We start from the raw sequence: 13,429 nt of genomic DNA on the forward strand, positions 1-13,429 counted from the left end.
ACGCATGGGTTGATCCATGGTGAAGGGAAGCGTTTCCGGTGACCGAGCAAGTTTCTGGCGTCCGTCGACCCCGCCCCGTTCGACGTGGACGAGTATCGACCTCCGCCACCCTGCCCCGGCTGCTCACGGCAGCTGTCGAGCGTGCCCCCGAGGCCACCGCGCTGCGGTTCGCCGGCCGCTCGCTCACCTACACCGAGCTGGACCAGTGGTCCTCCCGGCTGGCCCGTGTGCTCATCGCCCGCGGGCTCGGCCCCGGTGACCGCATCGTCCTCGCGCTCACCCGCTCGATCGAATCGGTGGTCGCGGTGTGGGCGGCGGCCAAGTGCGGCGCCACCTTCGTGCCGGTCGACCCGCGCTACCCGGCCGAACGCGTCGCCCACATGCTCGGCGACTCCGGCGCGGGCTTCGGCCTCGCCTTGGCCGACGACGCCGCCCGCCTCGACACCGGAATCCGCTGGCTCGCCGTCGATTCCGCCGCTTACCAGGCCGAACTCGCCGCCGCGTCGGACGAACCCGTGTGTGCGGGGGAGCGCACCGCGCAGCTGCGTCCCGACGAGCTGGCCTACATCATCTACACCTCCGGTTCCACCGGTGTGCCCAAGGGCGTCTCGGTCACCCACACCGGTCTGGCGGGCCTGTGTGCCGAGCAGGTCCGCCGATTCGGCATCGATACCGATTCGCGCACCTTGCATTTCGCTTCACCCAGCTTCGATGCCAGCATGCTCGAAGTGCTGCTGGCGGTGGGGGCGAGCGCGACGATGGTCATCGCGCCGCCGGATGTGTACGGCGGTGACGAACTCACCGAACTGCTGCGTACCGAACGGGTGACTCACGCCTTCATCACGCCGGCAGCGCTGGCCGGTCTCGATGCCACCGTGCTGCCCGAGCTGCGTGCGCTCGCCGTCGGCGGCGAGGCCTACCCACCGGAGCTGATCGCGCGGTGGGCGCCGGGTCGCTCCTTCTTCAACGTCTACGGCCCGACCGAAACCACCATCGTCTGCGCCATGAGCGACCGGCTCGACCCCGGCGACGTGGTGACGATCGGTAACACGATCCCCGGCATGACGGCGGTGGTCCTCGACGCCCGGCTGCACCCGGTGCCCGACCGCGTCCCCGGCGAGCTGTACCTGGCAGGCGCCGGGCTGGCCCGCTGCTACCACGACCGCGCCGGGCTCACCGCGAGCCGTTTCGTCGCCGACCCGGCGGGCGGCGGCAGGCTCTACCGCACCGGTGACCTGGTGCAATGGGAGCCGGTGCCCGGTGGGATGGGCCTGAAATTCCTCGGCCGCACCGACGCGCAGGTGAAGCTGCGCGGTTTCCGCATCGAATTGGGCGAGGTCGACGCCGTGCTCTCGGCCGACGACTCGGTGCACTTCGCCGCGACGCTGATCAGGACGCTGCCCAGCGGGGTCGACGCCCTCGTCGCCTATGTGGTGCCCGCGCCCGGCGCGACCGTCGATCCGGCGGCGCTGACTCGGCTCGCCGAGCAGCGGTTGCCGCAGCACGCGGTGCCGTCGGCCGTCGTGGTGCTCGACGAACTGCCACTGACTCCGGTCGGCAAACTCGACCACCGCGCCCTGCCCGACCCCGAGCTGACCACACGCGGATTCGCCGAGCCGCGAACCGACGCCGAACGCACCGTCGCCGAGGTCTTCGCCGAGCTGCTCGGCACCGACCGGGTGGGCCGCGACGACGACTTCTTCGCGCTCGGCGGCAATTCCCTGCTCGCCACCCGCCTGGCCGGGCGCCTGGGCGCGCTCACCGGCGTCAGGGTGCCCGCGCGCACCGTGTTCGAGCACGCGAGTGTGGCCGCGCTGGCGACCGCGCTGGCCGACCTCGTCGCCGACACCCGTGTGCCGTTGACCCGCCGCGAGCGTGGTGCGCGGATTCCGCTGTCGCTGGCCCAGCAGCGCATGTGGTTCATGGCCCGCCTCGACCCCGATGCGAGCACCTACAACATTCCGGTCGCGCTTCGCCTGTCCGGTCCGCTCGATACCGCCGCCCTCACCGCCGCCCTCGACGATGTGCTCGAACGCCACGAAGTGCTGCGTACGGTCTACCCCGAACACGACGGCCAGGGCTACCAGCAGGTCCTTCCGGTGGCCGCGGCCGGTCTCGAGGTGGCGGTGACCGCGATAGCGGAGTCCGACCTGCGCGGTGAGCTCGCCAGGCACACCTTCGGTGGGTTCGATGTGTGCGCCCGGGTTCCCGTGCGCGCCACCGTCTTCCAGCTCTCGGCGACCGAGCATGTCCTGGCCGTGGTGGTGCACCACATCGCCACCGACGGCTTCTCCCTCGGCCCGCTCACCCGCGATCTGATGACGGCCTACAGCGCCCGCACCGAGGGCCACGCCCCCGCCTGGTCACCGCTGCCGGTGCAGTACGCCGACTACACCCTGTGGCAGCACGAAGTGCTCGGCGCCGCAGACGATCCCGCCTCCCTGTTGGCCCGCCAGCTCGACTTCTGGCGCACCGCGCTGGCGGGCGCGCCCGCCCTGCTCGAGCTGCCCACCGACCGTCCGCGCCCACCGATCGCGAGCACCAGGGGCGCCGCGCACCACTTCGCCTTCGACGCCGACTTGCATCGGGCACTGGAAACCCTCGCCCGCGAACACAATGCCTCGCTGTTCATGGTGGTGCGCACCGCACTGGCGGTGCTGTTGGCCCGGATGGCGGGCACCGACGACGTCACCCTCGGCGCCCCGGTCGCCGGTCGTGGTGAGCCCGAACTCGACGACCTGGTCGGCATGTTCGTCAACACCGTCGTGCTGCGCACCCGGATCGCGGCGGGGGAACCCTTCGCCGCCCTGCTCGACCGGGTCCGCGAGAGCGATCTGGCGGCCTTCGGGCACGCCGACGTGCCGTTCGAACGTCTTGTGGCCGAACTGGATCCACCCCGCACCCAGGCGCATCATCCGCTGTACCAGGTGGCGTTGTCGTTCCAGAACTTCGGTGCCGCACGCCTGGAACTGCCCGAATTGAGTGTGGCGGCAGTCGATCTGGGCGACGAGGTGGCCCCGGTCGACCTGCAGTTGACGGTGGTTCCCCAGGAAGACGGGGACGGACCGGCCGGGCTGCGGTGTTCGTGGCGTTACGCCACCGCGCTGTTCGACGAGTCGACCATGGCGGCGCTCGGCGCCCGACTCGGAACGCTGCTCGCGGCCGCCGTGGCCCACCCGGACCACGCCGTGGGTGATCTGCCGTTGCTCACCGAGTCCGAGCGGACCGAACCGGCCGGTGAGCTGCGGCTGGTTCCCGACGTGACGCTGCTCGACGAGTTCCGCACGCAGGCGTCGCGCACGCCGGAGGCGCCCGCGGTGACGTTCGCCGATCGGACCCTGACCTACCACGAGCTCGCGAGCCGGGTCAACCGGCTGGCCCGGTTGCTCGTGGCGACCGGGGTCGGGCCGGGCAGCACCGTCGGGGTGGCGATCCGGCCGTCGCTCGACCTGGTCGTCGCCATGTACGCGGTCTTCGCGGCGGGCGGTGCGTATGTGCCGATCGACCCGGAGTCGCCCGCCGAACGCCGCGCCGACATCCTGACCGCCGCGCGCCCGGCCTGCGTGCTCAGCACGGTCGCCGACACCGTCGAGGTCGACGACCTGCCCGTGATCTCGGTCGACCTGGTCGCGAATTCCGGTGCGCTGAAAGCCTTCTCGGACACGTGGCTCACCGACGCCGACCGGCTGCGTCCGCTGCGGACCCTCGACCTCGCCTACGTGATCTTCACCTCGGGTTCCACCGGCAAACCCAAGGGTGTCGGTGTACCGCATTCGGCGATCGTGAACCAGACCGCGTTCATGGTCGGCGAGTACGCGGTCGGCGCCGCCGATATTGTGCTGCAGTCGATTCCGTTCACCTTCGACGCCTCGATGATCGGTTTCGCGACCCCGCTGCGCGCCGGGGCCCACATGGTCGTCGCCGCCGCACACGGACTCACCGACCCCGCCTACCTGGCGGATCTCATCGCGCGCCACGGTGTCACCGGCACGACCATCGTGCCGTCGGTGCTGCAGATGCTCCTCGACGCCGCGCCCGCGGGCGTACTGCGGACGCTGCGTGCGGTCTGGGTGGGCGGTGAGGCGCTGCCGAACGCGACCATCGCCCGTTTCGCCGCCGCCACCTCCGGCCGGCTGCACAACCTGTACGGGCCGACCGAGGCGACCGTCTCGATCACCGCCGCCGACGTCACCGAGGTGGGTGACGGCATCGTCCCGATCGGCCTGCCGCACTGGAACTCTCGCGCCCATGTGCTCGACGCCCGGCTGCGGCCGGTGCCCCTCGGCACGCCCGGCGAGCTGTACCTGGCCGGTGCGCAGCTGGCCCGCGGATACCTGGGGAGCCCCGGTCGCACGATGGAGCGGTTCGTGGCCGACCCCTACGGTCCGGTCGGCGAACGCATGTACCGCACCGGTGACCTGGTGCGCCGCCTGCCCACCGGCGAACTGACCTACCTCGGCCGCACCGACGTGCAGCTCAAACTGCACGGCCTGCGCATCGAACCCGGCGAGATCGAGGCGGCACTGCGCGCGCATCCGTCGGTGGCCGGTGCGGCGGTGACGGTGCACCACGAACAACTCGTCGGTTACGTCACGCCGTCCGGTGTCGATGTCGCCGAGGTGCTGGCCACCGCGCGAACCCTGTTGCCGCCGTACATGATCCCGCACCGGGTGCTCGCGCTCGACGAGTTCCCGCTCGGCGCGACCGGCAAGCTCGATCGTAAGGCGCTGCCCGCACCCGCGCGCGAGATCCGTGAGTACCAGGCACCGGTCACCGACGACGAACGAGTCGTCGCGGAGGTGTTCGCGAGCGTGCTCGAGCTGGAGCGGGTGGGCCGCGACGACGACTTCTTCGTCCTCGGCGGTACTTCGCTGTCGGCCATCCGGGTGCGTGCGAGCTTGGCCGAACGGCTCGGCATCGAGGTCGCATTGCGACTGCTGTTCAGCTATCCGCTGGTCAGCGACCTGGCGCTGGCACTGCGCGACGAGAAGGCGGCCTCCTCGACCGGCCCCGATCCGGCGCTCGACCGGGTGCTCGATCCGTCGATCACCCTCGACGGGTGCACCCCACCGCGCTCGGGCGAACCGGCGAACATCCTGCTCACCGGCGCCACCGGATTCCTCGGCAGCTTCCTGCTGCGCGAACTGCTCGAACACACCACCGCGACCGTCCACTGCCTGGTGCGCGCCGCCGACCCCGACACCGCACTCGACCGGGTGGTCGCCACGGCGGCCGGATACGGCATCGAGGTCGATCGGGCCCGATTGGCCGGTGTCCCAGGCGATCTCGCCCGGCCGCAGCTCGGCATCGACCCACGCCGCTTCGCCGAACTGGCCGACCGGATCGACGTGATCTACCACAACGGCGCCCTGGTGAATCATCTCGAGCCGTACGGGCGGATGCGCGAGGCCAATGTCGGTGGAACCACCGAGGTGCTGCGCCTGGCCACCACCACCCGCGTCAAGGCGGTGCACTACGTATCGACGACGTCGGTGCTCGCGGGCATTCCGCAGGCCGACGGCGTGCCTGCCGGGCTTCCGGGCTACGCGCTCACCAAGTGGGTCGCCGAACAGTTGATGCACACGGCGGCCGAGCGCGGCGTGCCGATCGCGGTGTACCGGCCCGGCCTCATCACCGGTGATTCCCGCACCGGCGTCGCACCGGCCGAGGACGCCTGGTGGACGATGCTTCGCTCGATGCTTGTGCTCGGCACGGCCGTCGACGTGCGCTCGGTCGCGATCGGGATGGCGCCGGTCGACTACGTCGCGGCGGGCATCGTGCGGCGGTCACGTGACGATTCGGCGCTGGGCCAGGTGTTCCGGGCGGCGGGTCCGGAGGTGCCGCTCGGCATCGTCTACGACGAGATCGTGCGGCGCGGTTACCGTTTCGACTTCATCGATCCGATGGAGTTCGGGCAGATCCTCACCACGGCCGCCGAACAGCCGGGGGTCGACCCGATGCTGGCGCGTGCGTCGGCACTGAGCGGCAACTATGTGGCGGCGGTCGCGGCGGCGGGGGCGAGCTCGGTGCTCGACGCGGTCGAGTCGAGCAGCGTCGAGTCGGCCGAAACGCTGCCCATCGATATTCCGGCGGTCGACGCGGCCGTCATCGCCCGCTATTTCGACCACTACATCGAGACCGGGTTCTTCCCGGCCCCGGCGGGCGTCGCCTGAGCCGGTCCCGCGCCCGGGCGGGCGCGGGACCAGGTTCTCACTTGGCGTAGTCGTAGAAACCGCGACCGGTCTTGCGGCCGAGGCGACCCGCGTCGACCATGCGGCGCAGCAGTGCCGGCGGGGCGTAGTGCGGCTCGGCGAACTCGGCGTACAGAGACTCGGCGGCGGCGAGCGCGATGTCGAGGCCGACGGTGTCGAGCAGCGTCAGCGGGCCCATCGGGTAACCGCAGCCGCCCTTCATCGCGGTATCGATGTCCTCGGCGGTGGCGTAACCCGACTCGAGCATCCGGATCGCGGAGCACAGGTACGGGATGAGCAGCGCGTTGACGATGAAACCGGAACGGTCACCGGCCTGCACGGTCAGCTTGCCGAGGGTGTTCTTGGCGTAGTCGGTGACGGCCTCGGCCGCCTCGGGCGCGGTGACCAGGGTGGAGATGATCTCGACCAGCGGCATCACCGGCACCGGGTTGAAGAAGTGCACGCCGACCACGCGCTCGGGGCGCTGCGTGGCACCGGCCACCTTGATCACGGGGATCGAGGAGGTGTTGGTGGCCAGGATGCCCTCGGGCTTGACGATCTTGTCCAGCTTGCCGAAGATCTCGTACTTCAGCGACTCGATCTCCGGGGCGGCCTCGATCACCAGGTCGCGGTCGGCGAACTCGTCCATGTCCAGGGTTACCCGCACGCGGGCGATGGCCGCGTCGGCGTCTTCCTGGGAGATCTTGCCGCGCGCCACACCCTTGCTGATCGAGGTGGCGATGCGCTGCTGCGCGGCATCGGCGAACTCCTGCTTGGTCTCGAGCACGAGCACCGAGCTGCCCGCCTTGGCACACACCTCGGCGATACCCGCACCCATCGTGCCGCCACCGATTACACCGATCAACTCCACTGCAGAACTCCCAACATCGCGTTTCCCTGGCTGTCCCGGCGATTATTTCACCTCCCCTGGCACTCAGTGCCAGGGGAGGTGGAACGTGGCCTATCCCACTGGTGTCAATTCCGGCTTGTCCGGATCCGGTCGTCGGCGACCGAGCACGGAATGCCTGCGGCCGTAGGCGAAGTAGACGACGACACCGAGTGCCATCCAGATGATGAACCGCAGCCAGGTCTCGATGGAGAGGTTGACCATCAGCCACAGGCAGGCCAGCGCGCCGAGGACCGGAACAACCGGGACGAACGGCACGCGGAACCCGCGCGGCAGGTCGGGGCGGGTGCGGCGCAGGACAAGCACGCCCACCGCCACCAGCACGAAGGCGACCAGCGTGCCGATATTGACCATTTCCTCGAGCGTGCCGAAGTCGACGAACCCGGCGAGCAGCGCGCAGATCACACCGACGATCACGGTGAGCCGCACCGGCGTGCCCTTGCGACCGGTCTGGGCCAAGCTGCGGGGGAGCAGTCCGTCGCGGGCCATGGCGAACAGCACCCGGGTCTGCCCGAGGAACATCACCATGACCACCGTCGAGAGCCCGGCCAGGGCGCCGATGGCGATGATGTTCTTCACCCAGGTGGCGCCGTGGATGGCGAACGCTGTTGCGAGGGTGGCATTTCCGTCGGCGAGCTGGGTGTAGGAGACCATGCCGGTGAGGACCAGCGACACCGCGATGTAGAGCACGGTCACGATGGCCAGCGAACCCAAGATGCCGCGCGGGATGTCGCGCTGCGGGTTGCGGGTCTCCTCGGCGGTGGTGGCGACGACATCGAAGCCGATGAAGGCGAAGAACACCAGGCTGGCGGCGGCGAGCAGGCCGTACCAGCCGTAGCTGGTGCCGCCGGACCCGGTGACGAAGGCGAACAGTGACTGCCGCAGCCCCTCGGCCTTCTCCGACGGCTCGGCGGGCGGAATGTAGGGCGACAGGTTCGACGGCTTGAAGTAGGTCGCGCCGACCACGAGCACCAGCGCGATCACGCCGAGCTTGATGGCGACGGCGATGGCCGAGACCCGCGACGACAGCTTCGTCCCGGTGGCCAGCAGCACGCCGACCACCGCGATGATCACCACCGCACCCCAGTCGAAACTCACCGACCCGATGTGCACCACCGGTGCCGACGAGCCGAGCACGTCACCGAGATATTGCGACCAGCCCTTGGCGACCACGGAGACCGCGAGCGCGAATTCCAGGATCAGATCCCAGCCGATGATCCAGGCGATCACCTCACCGAAGGTGGCGTAGGCGAAGGTGTACGCGCTGCCGGCCACCGGAACGGTAGAGGCGAACTCGGCGTAGCAGAGGGCGGTGAGCCCGCACGCGATCGCCGCGAAGACGAACGCGAGCGAGACCGCGGGCCCGGCCACCGTGCCCGCGGTGCGGGCGGTGAGGGTGAAGATGCCCGCACCGATCACCACCGCGACACCGAAGATCGTGAGGTCCTTCGCCGTCAGGTCCTTGCGCAGCTTGGCATCGGGATCGTCGGTGTCCCGGATCGATTGCTCGACAGATTTCGTGCGGAACAACCCGCTCGTGATCGCCACTGTGTCTCCTCCTTGAAACTCGGGCGCGCTCAGAGCGAGCGGGGGATGGCGTCGAGGCGGCGTTCGGCGAACCGATTGGCAGCGGCACCGGTGGCGATACCGTCGGCTTTCGCCGCGGCGATGATCTCGCGGCAGCGCGGGAAGATGTCGGTGACTTCGGCTTCCACCTCGGCGGGTGGGGCGGCGCGCAATTCGCCTGCCACCTGGATGAGTCCGCCGCTGTTGGCGACGAAGTCGGGGACCCAGGTGATGCCGCGTTCGGTGAGTGCCTGCTCCACATCGGGGGTGGCGAGCTGGTTGTTGGCCGCGCCGCAGACGAGTTTGGCCTCGATCGTCGCGGCGGTCGAGGCGGTGAGGGTGGCGCCGAGCGCGCAGGGGGCGTACACGTCGACCGGTGCGGTCGAGACCGTGGACAGCAGCCGGACCTCGGGGTGCTCGGAGGCGATGCGGCGCAGTGCCGCTTCGTTCACATCCGTCACGCAGACCTCGGCGCCGTCGGCGAGCAGCAGGGCGGTGAGCTCGCGGCCGACCTTGCCGACGCCTTCCACGCCGACGGTGCGCCCGGCCAGTGTCGGTGCGCCCCACACGGATTCGGCGCCCGCGCGCATGGCCTGGAACACGCCGAGCGCGGTGAGCCGGGCGCTGTCACCGCTGCCGCCCGCGGCGACGCTGCGGCCGGTGACATAGCGGGTGTGCCTGCCGATGATGTCGAGGTCGTCGGTGGTGGTGCCCACATCGCCCGCGGTGATGTAGCGGCCGCCGAGGGTGTCGACGAAGCGCGCGTAGGCGGCGAGCAGTTCCTCGCTCTTCATCGTCGCCGGGTCACCGATGATGACGGCCTTGCCGCCGCCGAGGTCGACACCCGCGGCGGCGGCCTTGTAGGTCATGCCCCAGGACAGTCGCAGCACGTCCTGCAACGCCGCGGATTCGTCGGCGTAGGGGTAGAAGCGGGTGCCGCCGAGGGCGGGGCCGAGCACCGTGGAGTGGATGGCGATGATCGCCTTCAGCCCGGACCTGTCGTCCTCGCAGAACACCACCTGCTCGTGGGCGCGGGCACTCAACTCGTGCGATCGTCCGAAAACTCCTGCTTCGGGGTGTGCGACGGTCACTGTCGATCCTTTCCGGTTGCCTCCACCACGGGTCGTGTCCGGGTGGTTCGTTCGTGCCGCGGGTCTGCGGCCTGATGTCGCTGACGGGCGCCGATGGATTCGGCGCCGTGATCACTCAGAAGTCGATGCCGAGATCGCGCAGCCCGGCGCGGTACAGCTCGACATTGGCGAGTTTGATGTCCTCGTAGCCGCGCACGAGGTCGGCGAGAGCGGCTGCCGCAGTGGCTGTCTCGTAGTTCTCCTCGGTCAGCCCGGCGGCGAGCCGCGTCACCATCGCGGTGTAGTGGGCCAGCAGTTCGCGTTCGACCTTGCGCACATGGGCGTAGCCGAACGGGTCGAGCTTCGTGCCGCGCAGGAACTTGCCCTTGGCGAGGACCTTCAGCGCCAGATGGGATTTCGGCGCGAGCCCGATCTTCTTCTTCCGGCCCATGGCGCGCAGGACGGGCGGGTGCAGCTTGTAGGTGAGCTTCTCGCCACCCGGCACCTGGGCCTGTACCTCGGCGAGGAACGCCGGGTCGACCAGTAGCCGCGCCACTTCGTACTCGTCCTTGTACGCGGTGAACTTGTACAGCCCACGTGCTACCGCCTCGCTGAACTCGGTGCGCTCGGTAACGGAACGTTCTGCCGCCCAGACGCTTTCGACCGTGTCGATGTAGCGTCGGGCCACCGTCGTGTTCTGGTAGCCGACCAACTCACCGGCTCGCCGTTCCACGATCCGTCGTACCTCGCCTTCGAAGCCGGTATTGGCCAACAGCTCAGCCGGTGCGGTCGGCGGAATCCGCCGCGGCTGCCCCTCATCGACAGCCGCGGCGAAGGCCGCCGGATCCGCGACGGCGACACGACCCCAGCGGAACGCGGCAAGGGTGGCCGCCACGGCGACCCCGTTGATCCCGATGGCTTCCTCGATCGCCGCCACGGGCAACCGCAAGCCACCCGCCTGCACCGCCGCGCCGACGACGAGGAAATTGGCGGCCGCGGTGTTGCCGAACAGGGTCTCCGCGGCCGCGAGTGCGTCGAAGTGGTCGATCGAACGGGTCACGGCTGCAAGACGATTCAGCAAGGCATCGGTCTCGGGGTAGGACGTCGACTTGTCGTACACCATGTCGCCGGTCGGTGTCTTGCTCGTCGACGCCACGGCCACCGTGCTCGCCGCGTTGCCGTAGCGCAGGTACCGGGGATCGGTGGCGGTCAGCAGGTCGACCGCGAGCAGACAGTCCGCGCTGCCCGGGGTGAGCCGGTTGGCTGGTTCGAGCTCCGAGCCCGAGAACCGCAGATGCGACACCACGGGCCCGGCCTTCTGACTCAGGCCGATCTGATCAAGCGTCTCCACCTCGTACCCGGCGCGCAGGGCGGCCGTAGCCAGCACCTGGTTCACCGTGACGATGCCGGTGCCGCCGATGCCCGCGATGAGCACGTTCTGAGTGCGCTGCGGCACGCCCGGTGCCGGATCCGGAACGGAGGGCGGCTCCAGGATTTTGCGGCCGGCACGCTTGTCGGGTGACACCTCCACCGTCACGAACGATGGGCAGTCGCCGTCCAGGCAGCTGTAGTCGGTGTTGCAGGAGGTCTGATCGATGCGGGTCTTGCGCCCGAATTCGGTGTCGACGGGCTGCACGGACAGGCAGTTCGACTTGGTGCCGCAATCGCCGCAGCCCTCGCAGACGGCCTCGTTGATCACCACGCGGGTGTTGCGCACCGGCAGTGTGCCGCGTTTGCGCTGCCTGCGGGCGTCGGCGGCGCAGTGCTGGTCGTAGATCAGCACGGTGACGCCCTCGATCTCGCGCAGCATCCGCTGGGCTTCGTCGAGCCGGTCACGATGCCACAGCAGCGTCCCCTCGGCCAGCGCCCGCTTGCTGTGCCGCTTCGGCTCGTCGGCACAGACGATGATCTGCTTCACGCCCTCCACGGTGAGTTTGTGGGTGAGCTGCGCGACGGTGAGCATGCCGCCCACCTCCTGCGCCCCGGTCATCGCGACGACCTCGTTGTAGAGCAGTTTGTAGGTGATGTTCACCCCCGCCGCCACGCACGCCTGCACGGCCAGCTGCCCGGAATGGAAGAACGTTCCGTCGCCGATGTTCTGGAACAGGTGCGGCACATCGGTGAACGGTGCCTGCCCGATCCACTGACTGCCCTCGCCACCCATCTGCGTCAGCCCGGTGACGGCGCTGTCGGCGCGGCCCGACATGGTGACCAGCGTGTGACAGCCGATGCCGCCGCCACCGATCGAGCCCTCGGGCAGGGCGGTGGACCGGTTGTGCGGGCAGCCGCTGCAGAAGTACGGCGTGCGCTTGGTGCTGAGCACCTCCAGCGGAAGTGCGGGCGGCGCAGCTCTTTTCAGCTCGACGCGCTCGCGCAGCACCCGGCGCAGCGGGGCGAGCAGCCGCCCGGCGTCGAGTTCGCCGTCGACCGGCATCAGCCGGGCGCCGCGCTGGTCGTGCTTGCCGAGGATGCGTGGGGTGTGCTCGGTGCCGTAGAGGATCTCGCGGATCTGGGTCTCGATGAAGGCGGTCTTGTCCTCGACCACGATCAGTTCCTCGAGTCCACGGGCGAACTCGGTGACCTTGGCCGGGCCGATCGGATAGGGCATCCCGATGCGCAGCAACCGGATTCCGGCCCGGTGCATCGCGGCCTCGTCGACGCCGAGTTCGAGCAGTGCTTGGCGCACGGCGTCGAATGTCGTTCCGGTGGCGGCGATGCCGACCTTCGCCTCCGGCGGGTCCACCTCGATGCTGTCGATGGCATTGGCCGCGCCGTAGGCGTGCACCATCGCCCAGCGCGGGCCGTACAGGTCCGCCTCGGCGAGCAGGCTGTCGGTCGGAGCGGCCATCGGGCGCTGCCGATACGTGAAGGGCCGTCCCTCCCACTGCACCTCGGGCACCGTCACGGCGAGGTCGGCCACGTCGGCGTCGACCGTCCACGCGCCGTCGGCGACATCGGCGACGATCTTCAACGCCACCACACACCCCGAGGCCCGCGACAGCGCGATGCCCTGCATACCGAGCGTGATGATCTCCTCGGCATTGCGCGGGAACAACACCGGCACACCCATCGCGGCCAGCGAACGTTCACTCACAGCGGGCACGGTCGACGACTTCGACGACGGATCGTCACCGACCAGCAGCAACACCCCGCCACGCGGGTTCACCCCGTACATGTTGGCGTGGCGGATGGCGTCGGTCGCCCGGTCCACACCGGGGCCCTTGCCGTACCAGACGCCGAGCACGCCGTCGTGGGTCGGGCGCCCGGCGGGCAGGTCGGCCTGGCTGCCCCACACCGAAGTGGCGGCCAATTCCTCGTTGAGTCCCGGCACGAAGGTGATGTCGTGTTCGGTGAGCACCTCCGGCATGCCGAGCAGCATCTTGTCGACCCCACCCAGCGGACTGCCCTGGTACCCCGAGACGAAGGTCGCGACCCGGCGCCCGGCGCGGATGTCACGCACATGCTGTTCCACCAGCAGCCGGGCGATGGCCTGGACCCCGGTGAGCAGGACCGGACCCGCGCCGGACCGATACCGGTCGGCCAGATCGTAGGACCCGGCCGGTTCGGCCAGCGGTCGGGCGGTGGAACAGACGACGCTGGTCATGAACACCTCACTGCACGAAGGAAAACTGCTACCCGTGCTGCGAAATGTGCCGTGAAGGGGTGAACTGTGTCAACAGTCACACAAAAAGTTG

The 13,429-nt window shown here is 69.6% G+C and carries 5 protein-coding genes; 1 reads left to right on the top strand and 4 read right to left on the bottom strand.

The window, feature by feature from the left end; all coding sequences use genetic code 11:
• Positions 1-38 precede the first annotated feature (38 nt).
• Entirely contained in the window at positions 39-6,173 is a 6,135-nt protein-coding gene (locus tag NI2_RS20960) for a non-ribosomal peptide synthetase (protein WP_067493191.1), read from the top strand.
• 37 nt (positions 6,174-6,210) lie between these two features.
• Here NI2_RS20960 and NI2_RS20965 read toward each other — a convergent pair whose 3' ends face one another.
• From NI2_RS20965 to NI2_RS20980, 4 genes are all read right to left on the bottom strand, one after another.
• Positions 6,211-7,062: a 3-hydroxybutyryl-CoA dehydrogenase gene (locus NI2_RS20965; RefSeq protein ID WP_067493193.1), complete on the bottom strand. Its 852-nt coding sequence runs from the start codon at positions 7,060-7,062 to the stop codon at positions 6,211-6,213.
• A gap of 90 nt (positions 7,063-7,152) precedes the next feature.
• Positions 7,153-8,646, bottom strand: coding sequence for an amino acid permease (locus NI2_RS20970; protein ID WP_067493195.1), 1,494 nt, complete (start codon positions 8,644-8,646; stop codon positions 7,153-7,155).
• Between the two features lie 29 nt (positions 8,647-8,675).
• Positions 8,676-9,755 carry a Glu/Leu/Phe/Val dehydrogenase dimerization domain-containing protein gene (locus tag NI2_RS20975; RefSeq protein ID WP_067493197.1) on the bottom strand — a complete coding sequence of 360 codons (1,080 nt, stop codon included), beginning with the start codon at positions 9,753-9,755 and terminating at the stop codon, positions 8,676-8,678.
• A 115-nt stretch (positions 9,756-9,870) separates the two neighbouring features.
• Positions 9,871-13,338 carry an indolepyruvate ferredoxin oxidoreductase family protein gene (locus tag NI2_RS20980; protein ID WP_067493440.1) on the bottom strand — a complete coding sequence of 1,156 codons (3,468 nt, stop codon included), beginning with the start codon at positions 13,336-13,338 and terminating at the stop codon, positions 9,871-9,873.
• Positions 13,339-13,429: the final 91 nt, after the last annotated feature.

Origin of the sequence: Nocardia ignorata NBRC 108230 (genome assembly GCF_001612905.1) — a bacterium.
Lineage (GTDB): Bacteria > Actinomycetota > Actinomycetes > Mycobacteriales > Mycobacteriaceae > Nocardia > Nocardia ignorata.

Bases quoted from the DNA above. Each gene is read 5' to 3' on its own strand.
- NI2_RS20980 (WP_067493440.1), bottom strand. From the start codon at position 13,338: ATGACCAGCGTCGTCTGTTCCACCGCCCGACCGCTGGCCGAACCGGCC.